This window comes from Klebsiella sp. TF21-TM (assembly GCF_019753495.1).
In the GTDB taxonomy this organism is placed as follows: domain Bacteria; phylum Pseudomonadota; class Gammaproteobacteria; order Enterobacterales; family Enterobacteriaceae; genus Klebsiella; species Klebsiella quasipneumoniae.
Genome location: NZ_JAIJYL010000018.1, coordinates 69,610 through 92,597 on the forward strand (window position 1 = coordinate 69,610; position 22,988 = coordinate 92,597).

At 58.5% G+C, this 22,988-nt stretch carries 25 protein-coding genes and 1 pseudogene; 11 read left to right on the forward strand and 15 right to left on the reverse strand.

What is annotated here, in order from left to right:
- Positions 1–84: 84 nt before the first annotated feature.
- Positions 85–2,028: a 2',3'-cyclic-nucleotide 2'-phosphodiesterase gene (cpdB, locus tag K5R89_RS17450; RefSeq protein ID WP_105491309.1), complete on the forward strand. Its 1,944-nt coding sequence runs from the start codon at positions 85–87 to the stop codon at positions 2,026–2,028.
- Between the two features lie 128 nt (positions 2,029–2,156).
- Here cpdB and K5R89_RS17455 read toward each other — a convergent pair whose 3' ends face one another.
- Positions 2,157–2,528, reverse strand: a complete 372-nt coding sequence (locus K5R89_RS17455) for a helix-turn-helix domain-containing protein (RefSeq protein WP_032429258.1) — start codon at positions 2,526–2,528, stop codon at positions 2,157–2,159.
- 90 nt (positions 2,529–2,618) lie between these two features.
- Here K5R89_RS17455 and K5R89_RS17460 point away from each other — a divergent pair, with 90 nt between their 5' ends.
- The 4 genes from K5R89_RS17460 (at position 2,619) to ytfE (ending at position 6,162) form a co-directional block, all read left to right on the forward strand.
- Positions 2,619–3,467, forward strand: a complete 849-nt coding sequence (locus K5R89_RS17460; RefSeq protein WP_049014182.1) for an SDR family oxidoreductase — start codon at positions 2,619–2,621, stop codon at positions 3,465–3,467.
- A 78-nt stretch (positions 3,468–3,545) separates the two neighbouring features.
- Positions 3,546–4,370: an AraC family transcriptional regulator gene (locus tag K5R89_RS17465; protein ID WP_217259419.1), complete on the forward strand. Its 825-nt coding sequence runs from the start codon at positions 3,546–3,548 to the stop codon at positions 4,368–4,370.
- 75 nt (positions 4,371–4,445) lie between these two features.
- The gene (locus K5R89_RS17470; protein WP_044525189.1) at positions 4,446–5,417 is read left to right on the forward strand and encodes a DMT family transporter; all 972 of its coding nucleotides are present in this window, start codon (positions 4,446–4,448) and stop codon (positions 5,415–5,417) included.
- 82 nt (positions 5,418–5,499) lie between these two features.
- Positions 5,500–6,162, forward strand: a complete 663-nt coding sequence (ytfE, locus tag K5R89_RS17475) for an iron-sulfur cluster repair protein YtfE (RefSeq protein WP_032454637.1) — start codon at positions 5,500–5,502, stop codon at positions 6,160–6,162.
- A 104-nt stretch (positions 6,163–6,266) separates the two neighbouring features.
- Here the strand turns inward: ytfE and cycA are convergent, their stop codons facing one another.
- Together cycA and fklB are read right to left on the reverse strand one after the other, a co-directional pair.
- On the reverse strand, positions 6,267–7,670 hold the full coding sequence (cycA, locus tag K5R89_RS17480) for a D-serine/D-alanine/glycine transporter (protein WP_217259418.1): 1,404 nt from the start codon (positions 7,668–7,670) through the stop codon (positions 6,267–6,269).
- Between the two features lie 305 nt (positions 7,671–7,975).
- Positions 7,976–8,596, reverse strand: a complete 621-nt coding sequence (gene fklB, locus K5R89_RS17485) for an FKBP-type peptidyl-prolyl cis-trans isomerase (protein WP_002886687.1) — start codon at positions 8,594–8,596, stop codon at positions 7,976–7,978.
- Positions 8,597–8,815: 219 nt separating this feature from the next.
- Between fklB and K5R89_RS17490 the strand changes: the two genes are divergently transcribed.
- The gene (locus K5R89_RS17490; RefSeq protein WP_023291729.1) at positions 8,816–9,490 is read left to right on the forward strand and encodes a LysM-like peptidoglycan-binding domain-containing protein; all 675 of its coding nucleotides are present in this window, start codon (positions 8,816–8,818) and stop codon (positions 9,488–9,490) included.
- A gap of 108 nt (positions 9,491–9,598) precedes the next feature.
- Here K5R89_RS17490 and rplI read toward each other — a convergent pair whose 3' ends face one another.
- From rplI to rpsF, 4 genes are read right to left on the reverse strand one after another with little or no spacing between them, the layout of a single operon-like run.
- Positions 9,599–10,048 carry a 50S ribosomal protein L9 gene (gene rplI, locus K5R89_RS17495; RefSeq protein WP_004206464.1) on the reverse strand — a complete coding sequence of 150 codons (450 nt, stop codon included), beginning with the start codon at positions 10,046–10,048 and terminating at the stop codon, positions 9,599–9,601.
- A gap of 41 nt (positions 10,049–10,089) precedes the next feature.
- Positions 10,090–10,317, reverse strand: coding sequence for a 30S ribosomal protein S18 (rpsR, locus tag K5R89_RS17500; RefSeq protein ID WP_000135199.1), 228 nt, complete (start codon positions 10,315–10,317; stop codon positions 10,090–10,092).
- Positions 10,318–10,321: 4 nt separating this feature from the next.
- Positions 10,322–10,636, reverse strand: a complete 315-nt coding sequence (gene priB, locus K5R89_RS17505; RefSeq protein WP_002885722.1) for a primosomal replication protein N — start codon at positions 10,634–10,636, stop codon at positions 10,322–10,324.
- Between the two features lie 5 nt (positions 10,637–10,641).
- Complete coding sequence (gene rpsF, locus K5R89_RS17510; RefSeq protein ID WP_008807174.1) at positions 10,642–11,037, reverse strand: 30S ribosomal protein S6; 396 nt, start codon at positions 11,035–11,037, stop codon at positions 10,642–10,644.
- 341 nt (positions 11,038–11,378) lie between these two features.
- On the opposite strand from rpsF, the gene K5R89_RS17515 reads away from it, so the two are divergent.
- Together K5R89_RS17515 and K5R89_RS17520 are read left to right on the forward strand one after the other, a co-directional pair.
- The gene (locus tag K5R89_RS17515) at positions 11,379–11,654 is read left to right on the forward strand and encodes a DUF1471 domain-containing protein (RefSeq protein WP_004206463.1); all 276 of its coding nucleotides are present in this window, start codon (positions 11,379–11,381) and stop codon (positions 11,652–11,654) included.
- Between the two features lie 149 nt (positions 11,655–11,803).
- Positions 11,804–12,997: an MFS transporter gene (locus tag K5R89_RS17520; RefSeq protein ID WP_023291728.1), complete on the forward strand. Its 1,194-nt coding sequence runs from the start codon at positions 11,804–11,806 to the stop codon at positions 12,995–12,997.
- A gap of 62 nt (positions 12,998–13,059) precedes the next feature.
- On the opposite strand, the pseudogene K5R89_RS17525 reads toward K5R89_RS17520, so the two are convergent.
- Both K5R89_RS17525 and yjfP read right to left on the reverse strand, forming a co-directional pair.
- Positions 13,060–13,539, reverse strand: a pseudogene (locus K5R89_RS17525) (L-ribulose-5-phosphate 4-epimerase); the annotation flags it as partial.
- A gap of 16 nt (positions 13,540–13,555) precedes the next feature.
- Positions 13,556–14,272, reverse strand: coding sequence for an esterase (gene yjfP, locus K5R89_RS17530; protein WP_023291719.1), 717 nt, complete (start codon positions 14,270–14,272; stop codon positions 13,556–13,558).
- 209 nt (positions 14,273–14,481) lie between these two features.
- On the opposite strand from yjfP, the gene bsmA reads away from it, so the two are divergent.
- Positions 14,482–14,790 (forward strand): biofilm peroxide resistance protein BsmA, encoded by a 309-nt coding sequence (gene bsmA, locus K5R89_RS17535; protein ID WP_023291718.1) that lies wholly within the window; start codon positions 14,482–14,484, stop codon positions 14,788–14,790.
- 137 nt (positions 14,791–14,927) lie between these two features.
- Positions 14,928–15,203, forward strand: a complete 276-nt coding sequence (yjfN, locus tag K5R89_RS17540) for a DUF1471 family protease activator YjfN (RefSeq protein WP_004206450.1) — start codon at positions 14,928–14,930, stop codon at positions 15,201–15,203.
- Here the strand turns inward: yjfN and K5R89_RS17545 are convergent.
- From K5R89_RS17545 to K5R89_RS17570, 6 genes are all read right to left on the reverse strand, one after another.
- Positions 15,194–16,831: an isovaleryl-CoA dehydrogenase gene (locus K5R89_RS17545; protein WP_050533661.1), complete on the reverse strand. Its 1,638-nt coding sequence runs from the start codon at positions 16,829–16,831 to the stop codon at positions 15,194–15,196. The genes yjfN and K5R89_RS17545 overlap by 10 nt on opposite strands.
- A gap of 124 nt (positions 16,832–16,955) precedes the next feature.
- Positions 16,956–17,687, reverse strand: coding sequence for a 23S rRNA (guanosine(2251)-2'-O)-methyltransferase RlmB (rlmB, locus tag K5R89_RS17550; RefSeq protein WP_002885669.1), 732 nt, complete (start codon positions 17,685–17,687; stop codon positions 16,956–16,958).
- A gap of 79 nt (positions 17,688–17,766) precedes the next feature.
- Positions 17,767–20,205, reverse strand: a complete 2,439-nt coding sequence (rnr, locus tag K5R89_RS17555) for a ribonuclease R (RefSeq protein ID WP_023291716.1) — start codon at positions 20,203–20,205, stop codon at positions 17,767–17,769.
- A 36-nt stretch (positions 20,206–20,241) separates the two neighbouring features.
- On the reverse strand, positions 20,242–20,667 hold the full coding sequence (gene nsrR, locus K5R89_RS17560; protein WP_002885667.1) for a nitric oxide-sensing transcriptional repressor NsrR: 426 nt from the start codon (positions 20,665–20,667) through the stop codon (positions 20,242–20,244).
- 150 nt (positions 20,668–20,817) lie between these two features.
- Positions 20,818–22,116: an adenylosuccinate synthase gene (locus tag K5R89_RS17565; protein ID WP_012543110.1), complete on the reverse strand. Its 1,299-nt coding sequence runs from the start codon at positions 22,114–22,116 to the stop codon at positions 20,818–20,820.
- Between the two features lie 102 nt (positions 22,117–22,218).
- Positions 22,219–22,416, reverse strand: coding sequence for a DUF2065 domain-containing protein (locus K5R89_RS17570; protein ID WP_002885664.1), 198 nt, complete (start codon positions 22,414–22,416; stop codon positions 22,219–22,221).
- Positions 22,417–22,639: 223 nt separating this feature from the next.
- Here K5R89_RS17570 and K5R89_RS17575 point away from each other — a divergent pair, with 223 nt between their 5' ends.
- On the forward strand, positions 22,640–22,930 hold the full coding sequence (locus K5R89_RS17575; protein WP_023291715.1) for a hypothetical protein: 291 nt from the start codon (positions 22,640–22,642) through the stop codon (positions 22,928–22,930).
- Positions 22,931–22,988 lie beyond the last annotated feature (58 nt).

Consider the following 22,988-nt stretch of genomic DNA (forward strand, 5'->3'; position numbering starts at 1 on the left):
CTGGCAAGATTCACATTTCTGTAAGCAACAGAATATAAATACATTTTCTTCTGTGCTATCGCTCATAAAAAAAGGACGCCTCTGATGATTAAGTTTAGCGCAACGCTCCTGGCCACGCTGATCGCCGCCAGCGTCAGCGCCGCAACGGTCGACCTGCGGATCATGGAAACCACCGATCTGCACAGCAATATGATGGACTTTGACTATTACAAAGATGCCGCCACGGAGAAATTCGGCCTGGTGCGTACCGCCACCCTGATCGAACAGGCGCGGGCAGAAGCGAAAAACAGCGTACTGGTAGATAACGGGGATGTGATCCAGGGGAGCCCGCTGGGCGACTACATGGCCGCTAAGGGGCTAAAAGAGGGCGATGTTCATCCGGTGTATAAGGCGATGAACACCCTGAATTATGCCGTCGGCAACCTGGGCAACCATGAATTCAACTACGGCCTCGACTTCCTGCACAAAGCGCTGGCCGGGGCGAAATTCCCCTACGTGAACGCCAATATCATCGATGCCAAAACCGGCAAACCGCTGTTCACCCCCTACCTGATTCAGGATACCCCGGTTCAGGACAGCGACGGTCAATCCCACACCCTGCGCATCGGCTATATCGGCTTTGTGCCGCCGCAGATCATGACCTGGGATAAAGCCAATCTTAGCGGCAAAGTGACGGTCAACGACATTACCGAAACCGCGCGCAAATATATCCCGGAGATGCGGGCGAAAGGCGCTGACGTGGTCGTAGTGGTCGCGCACTCCGGCCTCTCTGCCGACCCGTATCAGGCGATGGCCGAGAACTCGGTCTACTACTTAAGCCAGGTGCCCGGCGTTGACGCCATCATGTTCGGCCACGCCCACGCGGTGTTCCCCGGCAAAGACTTCGCCAACATTAAAGGCGCGGATATCGCCAGAGGGACGCTGAACGGCGTGCCGGCGGTAATGCCGGGAATGTGGGGCGATCACCTCGGGGTGGTCGATCTGGTGCTGAACAACGACAGCGGAAAATGGCAGGTGACTCAGAGTAAAGCGGAAGCACGGCCAATCTACGACGCGGTGGCGAAGAAATCGCTGGCGGCGGAAGACGGCAAGCTGGTGGCGGTGCTGAAAGCCGATCACGACGCCACTCGCGAGTTCGTCAGTCAGCCGATCGGCAAGTCCGCCGACAACATGTACAGCTATCTGGCGCTGGTGCAGGACGACCCGACGGTGCAGGTGGTCAACATGGCGCAAAAAGCCTACGTCGAACACTACATTCAGGGCGACCCGGACCTGGCGAAACTGCCGGTGCTCTCCGCCGCCGCGCCGTTTAAAGTCGGCGGGCGTAAAAACGATCCGGCGAGCTTCGTGGAAGTGGAAAAAGGCCAGCTCACCTTCCGCAACGCCGCCGACCTCTATCTCTACCCCAACACCCTGGTGGTGATGAAGGTCAGCGGGAAGGAGGTCAAGGAGTGGCTGGAGTGCTCGGCCGGGCAGTTTAACCAGATAGACCCAGCCAGCAGCAAGCCGCAGTCGCTGATCAACTGGGACGGCTTCCGCACCTATAACTTCGACGTGATTGACGGGGTGAACTACCAGATCGACGTCAGCCAGCCGGCCCGCTACGACGGCGAGTGCCAGATGATCCATCCGCAGGCAGAGCGCATCAAGGGCCTGACCTTCAATGGCAAACCGGTCGATCCGCAGGCCACTTTCCTGGTCGCCACCAATAACTATCGCGCTTACGGCGGTAAATTCGCCGGCACCGGCGAAAGCCATATCGCCTTTGCCTCACCGGATGAAAACCGTTCGGTGCTGGCGGCGTGGATTGGGGCGCAATCGAAGAAGGATGGCGCGATCCATCCGGCGGCGGATAACAACTGGCGCCTGGCGCCGATCCACAGTAAGACGCCGCTGGATATTCGTTTTGAGACCTCGCCTGGCGACAAAGCCGCGGCGTTTATCAAAGAGAAAGCCCAGTATCCGATGCGCCAGGTGGCCGCCGATGATATCGGCTTCGCCATTTATCAGCTGGATTTGAGTCAGTAATGCCTGTTCCCCGGTGGCGCTGCGCTTACCGGGGCTACAAACCGGAGCTGACGGGTAGCCCGGATAAGGCGCCAGCCGCTATCCGGGTACATCTCCCCGGTGGCGGGGCTACAGGGAGTGATACATTTTCACTCCCCGTGGCTCGCCAGCACCGCGGGCAGATTAACCTCGATCCAGTCCGCCAGGGCGGCCACCTTATCGCTCACCTGCAGACCGAGCGGCGTCAGGCTATATTCAACGTGCGGCGGCACCACCGGATAAGAGACGCGGTCGATAAAACCATCCTGCTCCAGGGCCTGCAGCGACTGCGCCAGCATCTTTTCGCTGACCCCGCCCATTTTGCGCCGCAGATCGCTGAAGCGATGGGTCCCCTCGCGCAGCGCCACCAGAATCAACACGCCCCAGCGGCTGGTGACATGTTTAAGCACATCGCGCGACGGGCACTGTTCCGCAAACAGATTGCCGTTGCGCAGTTTATCGCTCAGCGTCGGTTCGGCCATTTTCATACTTACCTTTTTGTACGTACTTACTAAAAGTTAGTTAAGGTGTTAGCTTACCACAACTGCCAATAAACACGAAGGAGAAGCCCCATGATCGCCCTTACCGGTGCCACCGGCCAGCTTGGCCACTACGTTCTGCAAGACCTGCTTAAAACCGTTCCTGCCAGCCAGATTGTGGCGATTGTCCGCAACCCGGCCAAAGCCCAGGCGCTCAGCCAGCAGGGCGTCGTCGTCCGCCAGGCCGACTATAGCGACGAAGCGGCATTGACCGCCGCGCTGCAGGGTGTGAATAAACTGCTGTTAATCTCCTCCAGCGAAGTCGGCCAGCGTGCCGTACAGCACCGTAACGTCATCAACGCCGCCAAAGCCGCTGGGGTGACATTCATCGCCTATACCAGCCTGCTGCACGCCGACACTTCGCCGCTGGGCCTGGCCGCAGAGCATATTGAAACCGAGCAGATGCTGGCCGACTCTGGCATCGCTTACGCCCTGCTGCGCAATGGCTGGTATACCGAAAACTATCTGGCCAGCGCGCCGCCGGCGCTGGAGCACGGCGTGTTTATCGGCGCCGCCGGCGAAGGTAAAATTGCCTCCGCTACCCGCGCGGATTATGCCGCCGCGGCCGCCCGCGTTATCGCCGGTGAAGGCCATGCAGGGAAAATTTACGAACTGGCGGGCGATAACGCCTGGACGCTGAGCGACCTGGCTGCCGAGCTGAGCACGCACAGCGGGAAAAACGTGGTCTATCAGAACCTCAGCGAAGCCGACTTCGCCGCCGCGCTGAAAAGCGTCGGCCTGCCGGCGGGTCTGGCGGATATGCTGGCGGACTCCGACGTCGGCGCCTCGAAAGGCGGGCTGTTTGACGACAGCCACACCCTGAGTACATTGATCGGCCGTCCGACCACTTCCCTTGCCGAAAGCGTGAAAGGCATGCTGTAACCGCCCCTCTCAGCTTTTGCGGTTGCGTCCCGGCGGTTCCTCTCTCATATTGAAGAGATCAACCGTCGGGAGGCAGGCATGCAGGGCGTACCACCCCAATTTAGTGATGAAAAAGATCGTGCGCGCTTTCGCCATCTCGAACAGCTTCCCGGGGTGGAGCTTTACCACGCCCATATCTCCCGCTACGCCTTTGAACCCCATACTCACGAAGCCTTCGGCATCGGCGTGATTGAGCAAGGCGCCGAGCGCTTTCGCTACCGTGGCAGCCAGCATATCGCCGCCGCCAACGCTATTGTCACCATGAATCCCGACGAGCTGCACACCGGCGAAGCGGAAACCGCCGACGGCTGGCGCTACCGGATGATTTATCTGGAGCCGGACCGTCTGGAAGCCATCACCGGGGTGCGCGACTGGTGGTTCAGCGAGGTGGTCCGCGAGGATCCCCTGCGGTCCCGGCGGATTGGCCAGCTAATATATGGCCTGTGGCACAGCGACGATGCGCTGGCCCAGCAGGGAATGCTGCTCGACCTCATCGACACCTTCCGCCCTCTGGCCCACCATGCCTCGGCGCAGGGCGAGACAGGACATCGCTTCGACCGCGTGCGCGACTACCTGCGCGATAACTATATGCGCCCCATCACCCTCGACGAGCTGGCTCAGGTGGCGGCGCTTAGCCCGTACCACTTTCAGCGCCAGTTTAAAGCCCACTATCATGTGACGCCCCATCAGATGTTGATGGCCATCCGCCTGTGGCGCGCCAAGGCGTTTCTCACCCACGGCATGCCCGCCGCCGAAGTGGCGATAGCCGTCGGCCTTACCGACCAGTCTCACCTGACCCGCGCCTTCACCCAGCGTTACGGCATTACGCCGGTACGCTATCAGAAGCAGGTCGCCAGGCGCTGATGCGCAATCTCATACAATATTCCCGCCCGCCCTCCTTCTACACTGCAGACAACCGTGATGACAATGGATGCAATGATGATTAGTGGTGTGTTGTACGCTCTGCTGGCGGGGCTGATGTGGGGATTAATCTTTGTCGGGCCTTTGCTGGTGCCCGAGTATCCGGCGATGCTCCAGTCGATGGGACGCTATCTGGCGCTGGGTCTGATCGCCCTGCCGCTGGCATGGCTCGGGCGCGCGCGTTTGCGCCAGCTGAGCCGGAACGACTGGTGGACCGCGCTGGGTCTGACGATGATGGGAAATCTTATCTATTACGTCTGTCTGGCCAGCGCCATTCAGCGCACCGGGGCGCCGGTCTCCACCATGATTATCGGCACGCTGCCGGTGGTATTGCCGGTCTTCGCCAATCTGCTCTACAGCCAGCGCGACGGAAAGCTGCCGTGGCGGCGCCTGTTTCCGGCGCTGGTCTGCATCGCCGTCGGCCTGATCTGCGTTAACGTCGCGGAACTGCGCCAGGGGTTGCCTGATTTTAGTCCGTGGCGCTACGGCTCCGGCATTGCGCTGGCGCTGGGGTCGGTGGTCTGCTGGGCCTGGTATGCGCTGCGCAACGCCCGCTGGCTGCGGGAGAATCCGCATCAACCGCCGATGATGTGGGCTACCGCTCAGGCGCTGGTGACGCTTCCGGTTTCGCTGGCCGGTTATCTCGCCGCCTGCGCCTGGCTGCACGGTCAGCAGGCCGGGTTCCCCCTGCCCTTCGGCCCGCGCCCGGCGGTGTTCATTACGCTGATGCTGGCTATCGCGGTGCTCTGCTCATGGGTCGGCGCGCTGTGCTGGAATATTGCCAGTCAACGGTTGCCGACGGTGATCCTCGGGCCGCTTATCGTTTTCGAAACCCTGGCCGGGCTACTGTATACCTTTCTGTTGCGGCAAAGTTTACCACCGCTGCTGACCCTGAGCGGTATCCTGCTGCTGGTGCTCGGCGTGGTCTCCGCCGTACGCGCCAGGCCGGACAAACCGACGTTGCAACCGCTGACGCACGAAAAAAAGTAGCTGGGCCCTCTTAAGGGGTATTCCCTCGCCATAAAGATGCATTTAAAATACATCTTATATTCCTGATGACGAGGTAACTGCTATGGCTTTCCGTGACCAACCTTTAGGCGAGCTGGCGCTGACCATCCCCCGCGCCTCCGCCCTGTTCCGTCAATACGATATGGACTACTGCTGCGGCGGCAAACAGACGCTGGCGCGCGCCGCATCGCGTAAAGCGCTGGATGTCGCGGTGATCGAAGCCGAGCTGGCGAAACTGGCCGAGCAGCCCGTCACCCACGACTGGCGCGCGGCGCCTCTCGCGGAGATTATCGACCATATCATCGTTCGCTATCATGATCGGCACCGCGAACAGCTGCCGGAGCTGATCCTGCAGGCCACCAAGGTGGAACGGGTCCATGCCGATAAACCGAACGTGCCGAAAGGGCTGACGAAGTACCTGACCATGCTGCAGCAGGAGCTCTCCAGCCACATGATGAAAGAGGAGCAGATCCTGTTCCCGATGATCAAACAGGGGATGGGCGCCCAGGCCGGGGGCCCCATCAGCGTGATGGAAAGCGAGCATGACGAAGCGGGTGAACTGCTGGAGGTGATCAAACATATCACCCATAACGTGACGCCGCCGCCGGAAGCGTGCACCACCTGGAAAGCGATGTATAACGGTATCAACGAGATGATTGACGATCTGATGGAGCACATCAGCCTGGAAAATAACGTGCTGTTCCCGCGTGCCCTCGCAGGAGAATAACGAAAAAGGCGCCCGCAGGCGCCCTCGACATTGTCCGTCTTATTTGGCCACTCCGGGTGGCCTTTTTTATGACGGTCCGTTGCAAGCAACGTTAAAATGCTCTTTTATTTCGCCAGACGTTTTTTGCCGGCAAACAGCCAGCCCGCACCCAGCAGAACGAACCACAGCGGGGTGACCATCAGCGCTTCACGGGTGTCATCTTCGAGGGTCAACAGCACCAGTACGAAGACGAAGAAGGCCATGCACACCCAGCACATTAATTTGCCCAGCGGCATCTTATATTTGGACTTCTCGTGCAGCTGCGGACGCTTTTTACGGTAGACCAGATAAGAGCAAAGGATGATGGTCCAGACGAACATGAACAGGATCGCCGACACCGTGGTGATCATGGTGAACGCGGCGATCACGCTCGGGTTGACCATCAGCATCACCACACCGCCCAGCAGGCACATGCAGGAGAAGGTTAAGCCCTTCGCCGGCACCGCACGCTTCGACAGCTTGGCGAACATCTTCGGCGCCTGACCATCCTGCGCCAGACCGAACAGCATACGGCTGGTGGAGAAGACGCCGCTGTTGGCTGAGGAGGCTGCGGAAGTCAGCACCACGAAGTTAATCAGGCTCGCCGCCGCCGGCAGACCGACCAGCACGAACAGCTCAACGAACGGGCTCTTGCTCGGCACCACGGAGCTCCATGGCGTCACCGACATAATCACAATCAGCGCGAAGACGTAGAACATAATGATACGCAGCGGGATGGAGTTAATCGCCCGCGGCAGGGATTTTTCCGGGTCTTTGGTTTCGGCCGCGGTGGTACCGACCAGCTCAATCCCCACGAAGGCGAATACCGCAATCTGGAAGCCGGCGAAGAAGCCGCTCAGCCCTTTCGGGAACCAGCCGCCGTCATTCCACAGATGCGCGAAAGAGGCTTCGATGCCGGTCGGCGATTTAAAATGCATCATGACCATCACCAGGCCGACCACGATCAGCGCCACGATGGCGACGATTTTGATCATCGCGAACCAGAACTCCATTTCGCCAAACATTTTGACGGTGGCAAGGTTCAGGCCCAGCAGCAGCAGGATCACCGCCAGCGACGCGACCCAGTCGGAGAGTCCGGGAAACCAGAACTGCGCGTAGGCGGTGATCGCCACCACGTCCGCCATCCCCGTCACCACCCAGCAGAACCAATAGGTCCAGCCGGTAAAGTAGCCCGCCCAGGGGCCCAGCAGATCGGCCGCAAAGTCGCTGAAGGATTTATATTCGAGGTTCGACAGCAGTAATTCGCCCATGGCTCGCATAACGAAAAACAGCATAAAACCGATAATCATATAAACAAAAATAATGGATGGCCCGGCAAGGCTGATGGTTTTGCCAGAACCCATAAATAATCCAGTGCCGATCGCCCCGCCAATTGCAATCAGCTGAATATGTCGGTTTGTGAGATTTCGCCGTAGCGACTGTTCAGTCGGCTCCTGCTCGACAGCAGCGACTTTAACCTGATCTACCATGTGATTTCTTCCTGTTGTACCTGTCTGTGTTGTTCAGGCTCTGATGGCCTGTCGTCTGTCATTAACCCCAGCAAGGGCTAGTCGATATTAGGTAAGAATCGGAGGGATGAATACTATGATTTAGATATAATGTTAATTTTATGTTTAAAGTGAGTGTTATATCACTCATCTAACGCGAAATAGCTCACAAAAATACACCCATACGCGATGAATGCAAAACATAATTCCAATTAATTTTTAACTTAAGGATTTTACGCTATTTTTGTGGCTTCCCCCGCCGCCGGGGAAGAGGAAGCCTCTGCTGTTTAGATAATATCCAGCAGTTCAACTTCGAAGATCAGAGTGCTGAACGGAGGAATCGACGCGCCAGCGCCGCGCTCGCCGTAGGCCAGGTTGTGCGGGATGGTCAGTTCCCATTTGGAACCTACCGGCATCAGGGTCAGCGCTTCAATCCAGCCGCCGATTACGCCGGTCACCGGGAACTCTGCCGGTTCGCCGCGGGCGACGGAGCTGTCGAAGACGGTGCCGTCGATCAGTTTACCGGTGTAGTGCACGCGTACGCGGTCGGTACGGGCCGGGATCGGGCCTTCGCCCTGGGTCAGCACGCGGAACTGCAGACCGGACTCGGTGCTGTTCACACCCTCTTTCTCGCGGTTTTCATCAAGGTATTTCTGGCCGTCAGCGGCCATCGCCTGGAAACGCTCGCGACGCACGGCGTCGGCGCGCTCGTGGATTTCACGCAGCGCACGGTGGACGGCTTCTACCGGCACCTGCGGCTGGTTACCTTCCAGCGCATCGGCGATACCCGCCACCAACGCTTCCGGCAGCAGCCCCTGCAGGCCGGATTCGCTCAGCTGTTGTCCAACCTGCAAGCCGATACCGTAACTTGCCTGCGCTTCGATAGTGTCAAAAGTTGGGGTTGCCATCTTTGTTCCTTTTTTGGGTGATAAACATCAAGAGAAAAGCGTCCGGAAGCATAACAGCCATAGCGAAATGGGTAAAACTTTGTCGGCGGATGATGACAAATCTCAGCGAAAAAGAAACAATAGGCGGCATCAGGTTAACTTCACTTTGTTCCGGTCATCAGGACGTTAGCCATCTATACTCATAGGCAGGATAAAAATATGCGGAGCAGGAGGAAAGCCATGCCCGGGCGCTTTGAACTGACATCTACCCTGGCGAAAATCTGGCACGCCCCGGATCATTTTCGCCTCCTGGACCCACTGCCCCCGATGCACCGCCGGGGAATTATCGCTGGCTTCCTGTTGGTGATTATCGGCATTCTGCTTCCCTCAGACGATAGCCAAAACCCGGCGTCCACCAGCCGTGAAGCAAACCTGAATCTGCAGTCGCAGTCCCAACCGCAAGCTGGCGGCAATCAGGCCGTTCCGCTGCCGCCGATCACCAATACGCCTACCGTGAGCGATGCCGACCAGATGGCGCCGGTCGCCCCGGAGCCGATTCAGGATGAGCAGCCGGATCAGGCGCAGACGCAGCAGCCCGCCGCCTCCCAGCCCTATCAATCCTCATCGCAGCAGTCCGCGCCGGGTATTGAACAGCAATGGCGGACCTATCGCATCGAGTCAGGCAAAACCCTGGCCCAGCTGTTCCGCGATCATGGGCTGCCGGCCACCGACGTTTACGCCATGGCGCAGGTTGAAGGCGCAGGTAAACCATTAAGCACGTTGCAGAGCGGACAGACGGTGCAGATTCGGCAGAACGCCAACGGCGTGGTCACCGGGCTCACTATTGATACCGGCAACGGACAGCAGGTGCTGTTTACCCGCCAGTCGAACGGCAGCTTTGTGCGCGCGCGCTAGCAGCGAAGACGACAGCGAGCGTTACGCCGCCGCAAAATGAAAGGCGCTAAAAAGCAAAACGCCGGCACAAGGCCGGCGATTTGTTGTTACCAGAACGTCAGAGGCCGATTACTCAGCAACCACGTTGATGATAACTTTAGCGAAAACTTCGCTGTGAACCTGGAAGTCCACTTCGTGCTCGCCAACGTTACGCAGAACGCCGTTCGGCAGGCGAACTTCGCTCTTAGCAACTTTAACGCCTGCTGCAGTGACAGCGTCAGCGATGTCGCGAGTACCGATGGAACCGAACAGTTTACCTTCGTCGCCAGCTTTAGACGCGATGGTTACGGATTCCAGGGCGTTGATCTGCGCAGCACGAGCTTCAGCAGCTGCCAGAACGTCAGCCAGTTTGGCTTCCAGTTCAGCGCGACGTGCTTCGAAGAATTCAACGTTTTTCTTGGTAGCAGGAACAGCTTTACCCTGCGGGACCAGGAAGTTACGAGCATAGCCCGCTTTAACGTTAACCTGATCACCCAGGCTACCCAGGTTTGCTACTTTATCAAGCAGAATAACTTGCATTACCTTATCCTCTCAAAGTCGTATTAATGGACCGTGACCGATTACTGATGACGATCAGTGTACGGCAGCAGGGACAGGTAGCGAGCGCGTTTGATAGCGCGAGCCAGCTGACGCTGGTATTTTGCACGGGTACCGGTGATACGGCTCGGGACAATCTTACCGCTTTCGGTGATGTAGTTTTTCAGCGTAGCGATATCTTTATAGTCGATCTCTTGAACGCCTTCCGCGGTGAAACGGCAGAACTTGCGACGACGGAAATAACGTGCCATATGGCTAGTCTCCAGAATCTATCAATTCAATCTGCTCGGCATGCAGAACCATTTTGCTCAAGCCGTTCTTTGCCTTATGGCAAGAGATGAACCCTCGAACGGTTACTGCGCTACCGACCGTTATACTGTGAGTAATGGCCTGGTTCTCGTGACCGCTAATAATAACGGGCATCTGACACCATGCCTGCCGGTGAAAACCGGCTTCCTCCTGCACTGAACGATGCTCAAGCACGAACTGGCAGTGAGGAATTCCTGACGGGCTGACCTTACGAAGTGGAGTCCTGCAAATAATGCCGGACAGCTCCAGACGGTTGGTCATCAGGATTACTCTTCAGAATCCCCAGCTTCAGAATCATCTGCGGTTTCGTTGGCGAAATCTTCGCGACGCTCACGGCGCTCGTCTTTCGCTTTAACCATCGGAGATGCTTCGGTAACAGCGTGCTTAGTACGCATTACCATGCTGCGGATAACGGCGTCGTTGAAGCGGAAGTTAGTTTCCAGCTCATCGATCGCTTCCTGCGGCGCTTCAACGTTCAGCAGAACGTAGTGAGCTTTGTGCAGTTTGTTGATCGGATAAGCCAGCTGACGGCGGCCCCAGTCTTCCAGACGGTGGATCGTACCTGCTGCTGCAGTGATTGCACCAGTGTAACGTTCGATCATGCCCGGAACCTGTTCGCTCTGGTCAGGATGGACCATAAAAACGATTTCGTAATGACGCATCGAATTGCTCCTTACGGATTATTCAGCCTCCTGTCTGGGTCAGCCGCGGCCCATGGAGGCAAGGAACGTGTTAAAGGGCGGCTGAAAAATTGACGCGTCATTCTAATGGCGCCCCCCCAGGAACACAAGCGCATTTGCACAAATAATTCGCACTAAGCGCCAAGTGGCGCTAAGTGGGTGATTTAAAATTAACCAGCAAAGGAAGCGGCATTTTTTTGAACAACTGCATCAGAAAAGGTCGCGATACGCCGTTCAATCAGCGATTACACTTAAATCAGAACCCCAATGACCACAGGAGAGCCCCGAGTCAGCGTCAGGACTGTCAGTCAGGAGCGTAGTATATGAAACTGAAAATCATCGCCATGATGGCTGCGCTTTTCTTCAGCGCCAACGCGTTGGCAGCTATCCAAATCACCGAACGACAGGCTCGCAACATGGACGATGTGCAGAGCCTCGGCGTTATCTATATCAATCACAATATGGCCACTGAGCACGAGGCCGAACAGGCCCTTAGCCAGTTGAGCGATGCGCAGGGGGCGAAATATTTTCAGCCCATCCTGATGCACGAACCAGAAACCAACGGCCCGCTTCGCGCCAGCGCGGTGATTTACCGCTAATGTCGGGCCCATTCTTCGCCTCTCCTCACGAGGGGCGAAGCAAGGCCAGCGGCTAAACGCAATTGAGAATAATTTTATAAATCAACTTATCAGCGTCATCGCAACCTGATTTAATCATCAGTCTATTTTTTGATAATCAGGAGTAATGGATGGTTCCGCGTTTCGCCACCTTAGGCCGCATCCCCAAAGGCGTTTGGGTGCTCGGCGGCGTCAGCCTGCTGATGGATGTGTCGTCCGAGATGATCCACAGTCTCTTACCGCTGTTTATGGCCACCACCCTCGGCGCCAGCGTGATTATCATCGGTCTTATCGAGGGGCTGGCGGAAGCCACCGCCCTGATCCTGAAAATCTTCTCCGGCGCGATCAGCGACTACGTCGGTAAGCGCAAAGGGCTGGCGCTGCTGGGCTACGGCCTGGGCGCGCTCAGCAAGCCGCTGTTTGCCATCGCCCCGACCGCCGGCGTGGTGTTTAGCGCCCGCATGATCGACCGCGTAGGCAAAGGCATTCGCGGCGCGCCGCGCGACGCGCTGGTCGCCGACGTCACCCCACCGGAGATCCGCGGCGCCGCCTACGGGCTACGTCAGGCGCTGGATACCGTTGGCGCCTTTCTCGGCCCGCTGCTGGCGGTGCTGCTGATGTTTATCTGGGCCAACGATTTTCACGCTATATTCTGGGTGGCGGTTATTCCCGCCGTGCTCTCTATTCTCCTGCTGGGTTTTGGCCTGCAGGAGCCAAAATCCGCCATCGACCATCAACGCAGTAATCCGCTGAAGCGCGAAAATCTGCAAAAGCTCTCCGCCGCCTACTGGTGGGTGGTCGCCATCGGCAGCATCTTCACCCTCGCCCGCTTCAGCGAAGCCTTTCTGGTGCTGCGCGCCCAGCAGATGGAGATCCCGCTGTTTACCATTCCGCTGGTCATGGTGGCGATGAACCTGGTCTACAGCGTTACGGCCTACCCGTTCGGCAAGCTCTCTGACAGCATGAGCCACAGCAAACTGCTGCAGTGGGGACTGCTGGTGCTGATCCTCGCCGATATCGTGCTGGCTCTCAGCGCCCACTGGAGCACGCTGCTGGTCGGGGTCGCGCTGTGGGGAATTCATATGGGGATGACCCAGGGGCTGCTGGCGGCGATGGTCGCCCATACGGCGCCGCCGGCGCTACGCGGCACGGCGTTCGGTATGTTCAACCTGATGAGCGGCCTGGCGCTGTTGCTGGCCAGTACCGGCGCAGGCGTGCTGTGGGAAACCTTCGGCGCCGCTTCGACGTTTTACGCTGGCGCGATAATTTGCGTGGTCACGCTCATCGGCATGCGCGCTATGCCGTCGGCTTATCGTCAGGGCTAAAAACGGCTCCGGGGCCAGACCAGTTGCTTCACCGTGACGGTGAAAGCCCCGGAGCGCGTCGTTTACTTCTGCCCGTAGTAGGCGTTCGGCCCGTGTTTACGCAGAAAATGTTTTTCCATCAGCCAGCTGTCAATCGGCTGCAGCCGCGGATTAATGCCGCGGGCAATCCACGCCATGCGCGCCACCTCTTCCATCACCACCGCATTGTGCACCGCCTCGTGGGCGTCTTTCCCCCAGGAGAACGGCCCATGCTGATAGACGACGATCCCCGGCGTATGCAACGGGTTTGCCTCGCCCAGCGTTTCGATAATCACCTTCCCGGTGTTCAGCTCGTAGCCCTCATCCACCTCCTGCGCGCTAAGCGCCCGGGTGCAAGGGATATCACCGAAAAAGTAGTCCGCATGGGTGGTGCCGAGCGCCGGGATCGCCAGCCCCGCCTGCGCCCAGGCGGTAGCGTGCGTCGAATGGGTATGCACTACCCCGCCAAGGCCGGGATAACGGCGATAGAGCGCCAGATGGGTAGCGGTATCAGAGGAGGGGCGTCAGCGTGATCCGCGTTTAAAGATGCTGCTGGAAAAAGGCGACCGTCGTGGCCAGCGCCTCCGGGGTGATGCGATGGCGGACGCCTTTCTGCCAGACGCAGGTCAGCCTGGCGGCAAGATCGCTCTGCCTGAGCGCCTGCTCAAGCCGGAAGGTCTCTGCCGGCGGCACCACGTCGTCGGCATCGCCATGCCAGAGCAGCAGCGGCCGCCGGGCGAGCGACGCCAGCTGATGACTGACATCCCACTCGCTGAGGCTGTCGCCATCAAAGCCAGGCGAGGGAAACAGGGTTTGCGACAGCGAACGAAAATAACCCGACCCCATCAGGCAGGCGACGCTGTTCAGCTCGGGATGATGCGTCATGATACCCAGGGCCGTCATTCCCCCCATCGACGCCCCCGCCACCGCCAGTCGCTCTCCTTCCAGCCAGCCTTCGGCGATAATCGCCTCGCGCAGCGCGGGAAACTCTCTGAAATTCTGCTGCAGGATCGGCCAGAAGCGCTGCATCCGCCCGGTCTCATCACCGTGATAGCGCGCGCCATGCTCCGGCGCGTCCGGCATAATCACCCGGAAACCCGCCTGGGCCAGCGCCACTGCAAAGTAGCTGTAAACCAGTTTTGACGAGGTAAAGCCATGATAAAAGACGATACAGGGCAGTGGCTTATCCAGACTCTCCTGCGGGCAGGCATGCAAAATTTCGCCACCGCCGAGGTTGCGCATTTCGAGTGCAATCATTTATCGTCTCCCTTCTCTATTGTGGTTAGGCGGCATGGGAAAATGCATTCACCAGGCAACCCCGTTTGCTACGATTCATAATGTTGAGAACCCGGTTACGCTTTCACAACATTTTCATTCGAAAATCGCGTCAGAGATAACAGTTCGGGAACATTCCCCGGAAATCCTGTTAAGGCTACCACTACACTATCACTATCAGGAAACGAGATATGGTTATGCGCAGGTTTTGTCCGTGGTTACTGGCTATCGTCCTCAGCGGGTGTAGCGCTCTGCAGGGAACGCCGGAAGCCCCGCCGCCCGCCACCGACCATCCGCAGGAGATCCAGCGCAACCAGACGGCTGGCCTGCAGAAAATGGCCACGGTGAGCGTACTGATGTACGGTTCGCCGATGGATGTCGAAGCGGCGCTGAAGGCCAAAGCAGAAGCGGCCAAAGCCGATTACTACGTCATCATCATGATCGATGACACCATGGTACCCGGCCAGTGGTATTCGCAGGCGATCCTCTATCGTCGATGACGAGACGGCGTCTTTAAATCTGCTTTACACAGCTTTGCGTCCATTCACGTTCTCCTGTGCATAATAACGTTCGGCCAGCCACCTGGCAGGACGTTAGCAACGGACTGCCCTTGGGACTACGTGAAATGGAGCTGACGATGAAACGATCTTTTACCCTATCCAGCCTGCTGTTAACCACTGCGACGGCCAACACCTCCGCGCAGTCAGCCGAATTCGCCAGCGCGGATTGCGTCACCGGCCTGAATGAAATCGGTCTGATCTCCGTCGCTAATCTTTCCGGCAGCCAACAGGATGTGGAGCACGCCATTGCCCGCAAAGCGGACGAGCAAGGCGCCTCCTGGTATCGCATTATTCAGATGTACGAGGAACAACAGCCGGACAGCTGGCGCGTGCAGGCCATTCTCTACGCCTGAGGCGCCTGGCGCCCCCGCCCCATTGCCCGCAGCAGCAGGTCGTCGAGGGTCGGCGCGTCAAGACGTATGCCGCCGCGCGTGTCGAGCATCATCCGGCACCAGGCTTCGGCCAGCGGCGGCGAAGCGAAACGCAGCATCTGCGCCCCCGCCCCCAGACGATAGACCAGCCGGGCAATCTCTCTGCCCTGCTCTTCGGCGGGTCGTTTCAGCAATTGCTGCAGCTGACGCCATGCGCGGTCGAGATGGCGGTTCTGTCCTTTCACCTCCGCACACTCCGCGGCCAGCAGCTCCATCGCCGCCGGCTGCTTGCTCAGCACCCGCATCACATCGAGGCACATAATATTGCCGGAGCCTTCCCAGATGCTGTTGACCGGCATCTCGCGATACAACCGCGGCAGCTCACTCTCCTCGCAATAGCCGATCCCTCCCAGGACTTCCATCGCCTCAGCGACGAACGGGATGCCGGCCTTGCAGATGGCAAACTTGGCCGCAGGCGTAAACAGACGCGCCCAGGCGCTTTCCCGGGCATCATCCCGACGGTCCCAGGCCCGCGCCAGACGAAACAGGAACGCGGTTTGTCCTTCAAGACGGAGCGCCATTTGCCCCAGCAGCTGGCGCATCATCGGTTGATCGACCAGATTTTTACCGAACGCCTGGCGCTGTAACGCATGATACAGCGCCACCGAGAAGGCCCGGCGCATCAGGGCATGGCTACCCAGCGCGCAGTCAAAGCGGGTCAGGCCGCCCATCCTGAGGATCTGCCGCACGCCGTCGCCCTCGTCGCCCACCAGCCAGCCGCAGGCGTCATAAAACTCCACTTCGCTACTGGCATTGGAGCGGTTGCCGAGCTTTTCTTTTAAGCGCTCCAGCCGCACGCCGTTGCGCTGTCCGTCGGGCAGCAGGCGCGGCACAAAGAAGCACGACAGGCCCGCAGGCGCCTGGGCCAGCACCAGGTGGGCATCGCTCTGCGGCACCGAGAAGAACCATTTGTGTCCCACCAGCCGGTAAAACCCTTCCGCCGTTTTCTCCGCGCGGGTGGTATTGCTCAGCACATCGGAGCCCCCTTGCTTCTCGGTCATCCCCATGCCAATCAGCAGGCCGCGCTTCTGGCCGCCCGGCGCGAGGTGGGGATCGTAACGGTCGCTCAGCAGCGGCGACAGCCAGTCGCCAAAAGGCGCAGGCAGGGCGCGCTGCAGCAGAGGCGTCGCGGCGAAGGTCATGGTAATCGGACACAGCGTTCCGGCCTCTACCTGGGCGTGGAGCAGAAAGCGAGCGGCGCGCGCGACAAACGCGCCTTCACGGGCCTCCTCCTGCCAGGCGAGATTATGCACCCGGTTCGCACACAGCCCCTGCATCAGCAGGTGCCAGGCGGGGTGGAAGCGAACGTCGTCCAGTCGGGCGCCGGTGGCGTCATAGCGCAGCAGCTCCGGCGGGTTGCTGTTGGCCAGGCGTCCCAGCTCCAGCGATTCTGCGGTCCCCAGCTGCTGGCCAATGCTGGCGAGCAGATCGCCATCCCAGCCGGCGCCTTCACGGACCACCGCTTCACGCAGGGCGGTATCAGACAGGAACAGATTGCTGTTATTCAGCGGGGTCGGTTGATTAAAAACGGTGTGCGTTTGCCAGTGCATCGTGTCTCCCTCCATCAATGGCGATAACCATAAGTATGGTTATCCGGGGAGATACTCGCCCGCGAGAGCGGTCACAAAAAAGCCATCCCGGAGGATGGCTTTTCAGTTCCGTCAGCGGATCAGCTTAGCTGCGCTGGCGTACCGCCTCAAACAGGCAGATACCAGTGGCCACCGAGACGTTCAGCGAGGAGACGCTGCCCGCCATCGGGATGCTGATCAGCTCATCACAGTGCTCGCGGGTCAGGCGGCGCATACCTTCGCCTTCCGCGCCCATCACCAGCGCCATCGGCCCGGTCATTTTGCTCTGGAACAGCGTATGGTCGGCTTCACCTGCGGTTCCGACGATCCAGACGTTCTCCTCCTGCAGCAGGCGCATGGTGCGCGCCAGGTTGGTGACGCGGATCAGCGGGACGTTCTCCGCCGCGCCGCAGGCCACTTTCTTCGCCGTCGCATTCAGCTGCGCGGAACGATCTTTCGGCACAATCACCGCGTGCACGCCGGCAGCATCGGCGCTGCGCAGGCAGGCGCCGAGGTTATGCGGATCGGTCACGCCGTCAAGGATCAACAGGAACGGCTGATCGAGCTGCGCCAGCAGATCCGGCAGATCGTTCTCCTGATACTGACGCCCCGGCTTCACACGGGCAATGATCCCCTGGTGTACCGCGCCTTCGCTCTTCTCATCGAGGAACTGGCGGTTGGCCAGCTGAATCACCACGCCCTGCGCTTCCAGCGCGTGGATCAGCGGCAGCAGGCGCTTATCCTCACGGCCTTTCAGAATATAAACTTCCTGAAAACGCTCAGGTGCGCGCTCCAGCAGTGCCTGCACCGCATGGATGCCGTAAATCATTTCACTCATTGATGTACTCGTTTTAGGTTCTGTAATCCGCCCTTCACCCCGTTCTGCGTCAGCAGACTTCAGAGTGAAGGGTGGTCAATCACTCGGCGCTCTTCTTCTTTGCCGCGCGCTTGGCTTTGGTCGCGGCGGCGATTTTCTGCGTTTTCGCCGACGGTTTTTTCGCTTTCTTCTCGCCTTTCGGCTTCGCTTTCGCCTGGTCTTTTTCTTTGCGGAACGCGCTGTCCGGCTCGAAGTTCACTTGCTTACCAACCTGACGACGACGGCCGCCCGGTTTGCCGGAGGTGCTCTTTTTCGCTTTCTCACGGGCGGTTTTGCCGACATTACGCGGCGCGCGCTCGCTGGAGATCAGGGTAAAGTCGATTTTACGCTCGTCCATGTTGACCGCTTCCACACGGACTTCCACGCGGTCGCCCAGGCGATAGGTCTGCCCGCCGGACTCGCCGATCAGACGCTGCCCCACCTGGTCGAAACGATAGTAGTCGTTATCGAGGGAGGAAACATGCACCAGGCCGTCGATAAACAGATCGTTGAGACGAACGAAGAAGCCAAAGCCGGTTACGCTGGCGATAACCCCGGAGAAGATATTGCCTACCTGATCCTGCATGAAGTCACACTTCAGCCAGTCGGAGACTTCGCGCGTCGCTTCATCGGCGCGACGTTCGGTCATCGAGCAGTGCTCGCCCAGCTGCAGCATCTCTTCCATGCTGTAGTGCCAGCCGCCGGTCTCCGTGCTATTGCCTTTATGCCCCTGCTCTTTAGCCAGCAGATATTTGATGGCGCGGTGCAGCGACAGATCCGGGTAACGACGGATCGGCGAGGTGAAGTGGGCATAGGACTGCAGCGCGAGGCCAAAGTGGCCGCGGTTTTCCGGATCGTAGACCGCCTGCTTCATCGACCGCAGGAGCATCGTCTGCAGCATTTCCGCATCCGGGCGATCGGCGATGGAGGTCAGCAGTTCTGCGTAATCGCGCGGCTCCGGCTTGTTGCCGCCCGGCAGTTCCAGACCCAGCTCCGCCAGCACGCTGCGGAACGCGGTAATCGCCTCGGTGCTCGGCTTATCGTGAATACGGAACAGCGCCGGCTCCTGCGCCTTCTCAACGAAGCGCGCAGCGGAGATGTTCGCCAGGATCATGCACTCTTCAATCAGCTTGTGCGCATCGTTACGCTGGGTCTGTTCGATACGCTCGATACGGCGCTCGGCGTTGAAGATGAATTTAGCTTCTTCACTTTCAAATGAGATACCGCCGCGCTCTTCGCGGGCGCCATCCAGCACCTTGTAGAGGTTATGCAGTTCTTCAATATGCTTCACCAGCGGCGCGTAGTGCTCACGCAGCTCCTGGTCGCCCTGCAGCATATGCCACACCTTGGTATAGGTCAGGCGAGCATGTGAACTCATCACCGCTTCATAGAATTTATAACCGGTCAGACGGCCTTTTGACGAAATCGTCATCTCGCACACCATGCACAGGCGATCGACCTGCGGGTTCAGCGAGCACAGACCGTTAGACAGCACTTCCGGCAGCATCGGCACCACCTGCGACGGGAAGTAGACCGAGGTTCCGCGGCTGCGCGCTTCAGCGTCCAGCGGCGTCCCCGGACGCACGTAGTAGCTGACGTCGGCAATGGCTACCCACAGGCGCCAGCCGCCGCCGCGTTTCTTCTCGCAGTACACCGCGTCATCGAAGTCGCGGGCATCTTCGCCGTCAATGGTGACCAGCGGCAGGGAGCGCAGATCGACGCGCCCGGCTTTCGCCTCTTCCGGCACCTGCTCTTTCAGGCCGGAAACCTGGTTTTCTACCGCCGGCGGCCAGACGTATGGAATTTCATGGGTGCGCAGCGCCATATCGACGGCCATGCCGGTACCCATGTTGTCGCCCAGCACTTCGACGATTTTCCCCACGGCTTTGGTGCGGCGGGTCGGGCGCTGGGTCAGCTCGACCACCACCACGTAGCCCATCCGCGCGCCCATAATCTCTTCCGGCGGGATCAGGATATCGAAGCTCAGGCGACTGTCGTCCGGGACGACGAAACCGACGCCAGCGTCGGTAAAGTAGCGGCCAACAATCTGGCTGGTTTTCGGCACCAGGACGCGGACAATGCGCGCTTCGCGGCGGCCCTTACGGTCCGCGCCCAGCGGTTGGGCCAGCACCTGGTCGCCATGAATACAGGTTTTCATCTGCTCTGACGACAGGTAGAGATCGTCTTTGCGCCCTTCAACGCGCAGGAAACCATAGCCATCGCGGTGGCCGATAACGGTACCTTTGAGGAGATCAAGGCGCTCCGGCAGCGCATAGCACTGACGGCGGGTGAAGACCAGCTGACCGTCGCGCTCCATCGCGCGCAGGCGGCGGCGCAGCGCTTCGGTTTGCTCTTCGCCCTCGATATTTAACTCGATGGCCAGCTCATCGCGGCTGGCAGGCTTTTCCCGTTTGGTTAAATGTTCGAGGATAAATTCCCGGCTCGGGATTGGGTTCGCGTACTTCTCAGCTTCGCGTTCCTGGAATGGATCTTGTGACATATCGGTTCCTCCGTTGTCATCTCCGGCAGAGTGGCGTCACTCCACCAGCAATAATTTATAAAGCGGTTGATTCTTCTCAACCAAATCAGCCAGCGTATAGTTATCCAGTTCCTTGAGAAAACTCTGCGCGGCTTCAGCTAGCGCCTGTTTCAAACGACAGGCTGGTGTAATGTGGCAAAACTCGCTGCTGCAGTTGACCAGCGATAAGGGTTCAAGGTCGCGCACCACGTCACCGACGCGGATCTGTCCTGCTGGTTTGCCGAGGCGAATGCCCCCGTTCTTCCCCCGCACGGCAGTTACATAGCCCATGCGACTTAACTGATTGATTATTTTAACCATATGATTACGGGAGACGCCATAGACCTCGGTCACTTCCGAGATACTGGTCATCCGTCCTTCCGGCAGCGACGCCATATAAATCAGCGCCCGTAGTCCGTAATCGGTGAAACTCGTTAACTGCACATAAACCTCAGGGAAAAGAAAACAGGGTATGTCGAGCGACATCATTATTATTGATGATAAACCAGCCAGCGCTCAGGCCGCTAATTTATTTAAAATGGGGCGGGCGAACAGCAAAAACAAGGGCGCCCGAACGGCGCCCCTTGCGAGTGATTATGCGTCGAACGGGTCGCGCAGAATCATGGTCTCGGTACGGTCTGGACCGGTAGAGATGATATCAACCGGAACGCCGGTCAGCTCTTCAATACGCTGGATGTAGTTCAGCGCTGCCTGCGGCAGGCCGCTGCGCTCTTTCACGCCGAAGGTGGTTTCAGACCAGCCCGGCATGGTTTCGTAGATAGGCTCGATACCTTCCCAGTTGTCGGCTGCCAGCGGAGTGGTGGTCACTTCGCGGCCATCCGGCATACGGTAGCCAACGCAGATTTTCACTTCTTTCAGGCCGTCGAGGACGTCCAGTTTAGTCAGGCAGAAGCCGGACAGGGAGTTAATCTGCACCGCGCGACGAACCGCGACGGCGTCCAGCCAGCCGGTACGACGACGACGACCGGTGGTGGCGCCGAATTCGTTACCCTGCTTGCAGAGGAACTCGCCGGTTTCATCAAACAGCTCGGTCGGGAACGGACCCGCGCCTACGCGAGTCGAGTAAGCTTTGATGATACCCAGAACGTAATCCACATAACGCGGGCCCAGGCCGGAGCCGGTCGCCACGCCACCGGCGGTGGTGTTGGAAGAGGTTACGTACGGATAAGTACCATGGTCGATATCCAGCAGCGTGCCCTGCGCGCCTTCGAACATCACGAAGTCGCCACGTTTACGCGCCTGATCCAGCAGGTCGGAAACGTCCACCACCATGCCGGTCAGGATGTCGGCAATCGCCATCACATCGTCCAGCACTTTCTGGTAGTCAACGGCTTCTGCTTTGTAGAAGTTCACCAGCTGGAAGTTGTGATATTCCATCACTTCTTTCAGTTTATCGGCGAAGGTTGCTTTATCGAACAGATCGCCAACGCGCAGACCGCGACGAGCGACTTTATCTTCGTAAGCCGGGCCGATGCCGCGACCGGTGGTGCCGATCGCCTTCGCGCCGCGCGCTTTTTCACGTGCCACGTCCAGCGCCACGTGATAGTCAAGGATAAGCGGGCAGGCTTCAGAGAGCAGCAGACGCTCGCGAACCGGGATACCACGGTCTTCCAGGCCCTTCATCTCTTTCATCAGCGCAGCCGGAGACAGCACGACGCCGTTACCGATGATGCTGGTGACGTTTTCACGCAGAATGCCTGATGGAATAAGATGGAGAACGGTTTTTTCACCGTTGATTACGAGAGTATGGCCGGCGTTGTGACCACCCTGGTAGCGCACAACATATTTAGCCCGTTCTGTCAGGAGATCGACGATCTTCCCTTTACCTTCGTCACCCCATTGGGTGCCCAGTACGACGACGTTGTTACCCATTTTTCAAAATCACCGTTTGCTTAAAAATGGATTCTACCATCGCTTTTTCAGAGTTACAGCACTTTTTGCATCCAAAATAAGGCAAATCCGACCACTTTTTGATCAGCCAATCGATTTCCTCAACATGTAGTAGATCACAATCCCGGCAACCACAAGTCCGCCGCCAAAGCGCCGCAATAAATTATCCGGGAGCTGGCTCAGGCTGGCGACCATCTTGCGCCAGGCGCGCGGATAAAGTAGCGGGCCAAGCCCTTCGAGTACTAAAACCAGCGCCAGCGCCAGCCAAATGGTGGAGTTCATCGTCAACCCTAATTGAAAAGTATCATCGCCGCCTTCGCAGGCGTCATCGGCCAGCACAGTGAATTCATTCACTCATTTCACATTGTCCCGTATTTCAGCTTCATTATGAACCAGCAAAGTGAAACATAATTCACAACTAATTGTATTGATGGATATTTTTTAAACTGTAACTATGCCGTCGCGTACTACAACCCGGTACGTCTACATAATCAGGAAGATTATCATGAGAGAATTAACCGCATTTGAAATCGAAAATGTGAGCGGCGCAGGTTGGTTACAGGATGGCCTGGCCTCCTTAGGTAGTAAGGTCGGCGCCGCCGTATGGACGATGGGCACCGATGCCCTGAGCATCAACCTGCCGCTGCTTGGCACCATTAATCTGGCCGATCTGGCGCCGGACCTGGGCAAAACCCTGGGCGAAAGCGTTGGCTCATCTATCGGCGGCACCATCGAGAGTACGCTGGCGAGCCTGCCGGTGATCGGTGGCCTGCTGAACAAGCTGCTCGGCAACTAATTCACGCCGTCGTAGCATAAAAAAAGGCGCCTGTCTCAGGCGCCTTTTTGCATTAACC

Coding starts and splice junctions, on each gene's coding strand:
- cpdB (WP_105491309.1), top strand. CDS start 85: ATGATTAAGTTTAGCGCAACGCTCCTGGCCACGCTGATCGCCGCCAGC.
- K5R89_RS17455 (WP_032429258.1), bottom strand. CDS start 2,528: ATGGCCGAACCGACGCTGAGCGATAAACTGCGCAACGGCAATCTGTTT.
- K5R89_RS17460 (WP_049014182.1), top strand. CDS start 2,619: ATGATCGCCCTTACCGGTGCCACCGGCCAGCTTGGCCACTACGTTCTG.
- K5R89_RS17465 (WP_217259419.1), top strand. CDS start 3,546: ATGCAGGGCGTACCACCCCAATTTAGTGATGAAAAAGATCGTGCGCGC.
- K5R89_RS17470 (WP_044525189.1), top strand. CDS start 4,446: ATGATTAGTGGTGTGTTGTACGCTCTGCTGGCGGGGCTGATGTGGGGA.
- ytfE (WP_032454637.1), top strand. CDS start 5,500: ATGGCTTTCCGTGACCAACCTTTAGGCGAGCTGGCGCTGACCATCCCC.
- cycA (WP_217259418.1), bottom strand. CDS start 7,670: ATGGTAGATCAGGTTAAAGTCGCTGCTGTCGAGCAGGAGCCGACTGAA.
- fklB (WP_002886687.1), bottom strand. CDS start 8,596: ATGGCAACCCCAACTTTTGACACTATCGAAGCGCAGGCAAGTTACGGT.
- K5R89_RS17490 (WP_023291729.1), top strand. CDS start 8,816: ATGCCCGGGCGCTTTGAACTGACATCTACCCTGGCGAAAATCTGGCAC.
- rplI (WP_004206464.1), bottom strand. CDS start 10,048: ATGCAAGTTATTCTGCTTGATAAAGTAGCAAACCTGGGTAGCCTGGGT.
- rpsR (WP_000135199.1), bottom strand. CDS start 10,317: ATGGCACGTTATTTCCGTCGTCGCAAGTTCTGCCGTTTCACCGCGGAA.
- priB (WP_002885722.1), bottom strand. CDS start 10,636: ATGACCAACCGTCTGGAGCTGTCCGGCATTATTTGCAGGACTCCACTT.
- rpsF (WP_008807174.1), bottom strand. CDS start 11,037: ATGCGTCATTACGAAATCGTTTTTATGGTCCATCCTGACCAGAGCGAA.
- K5R89_RS17515 (WP_004206463.1), top strand. CDS start 11,379: ATGAAACTGAAAATCATCGCCATGATGGCTGCGCTTTTCTTCAGCGCC.
- K5R89_RS17520 (WP_023291728.1), top strand. CDS start 11,804: ATGGTTCCGCGTTTCGCCACCTTAGGCCGCATCCCCAAAGGCGTTTGG.
- yjfP (WP_023291719.1), bottom strand. CDS start 14,272: ATGATTGCACTCGAAATGCGCAACCTCGGCGGTGGCGAAATTTTGCAT.
- bsmA (WP_023291718.1), top strand. CDS start 14,482: ATGGTTATGCGCAGGTTTTGTCCGTGGTTACTGGCTATCGTCCTCAGC.
- yjfN (WP_004206450.1), top strand. CDS start 14,928: ATGAAACGATCTTTTACCCTATCCAGCCTGCTGTTAACCACTGCGACG.
- K5R89_RS17545 (WP_050533661.1), bottom strand. CDS start 16,831: ATGCACTGGCAAACGCACACCGTTTTTAATCAACCGACCCCGCTGAAT.
- rlmB (WP_002885669.1), bottom strand. CDS start 17,687: ATGAGTGAAATGATTTACGGCATCCATGCGGTGCAGGCACTGCTGGAG.
- rnr (WP_023291716.1), bottom strand. CDS start 20,205: ATGTCACAAGATCCATTCCAGGAACGCGAAGCTGAGAAGTACGCGAAC.
- K5R89_RS17565 (WP_012543110.1), bottom strand. CDS start 22,116: ATGGGTAACAACGTCGTCGTACTGGGCACCCAATGGGGTGACGAAGGT.
- K5R89_RS17570 (WP_002885664.1), bottom strand. CDS start 22,416: ATGAACTCCACCATTTGGCTGGCGCTGGCGCTGGTTTTAGTACTCGAA.
- K5R89_RS17575 (WP_023291715.1), top strand. CDS start 22,640: ATGAGAGAATTAACCGCATTTGAAATCGAAAATGTGAGCGGCGCAGGT.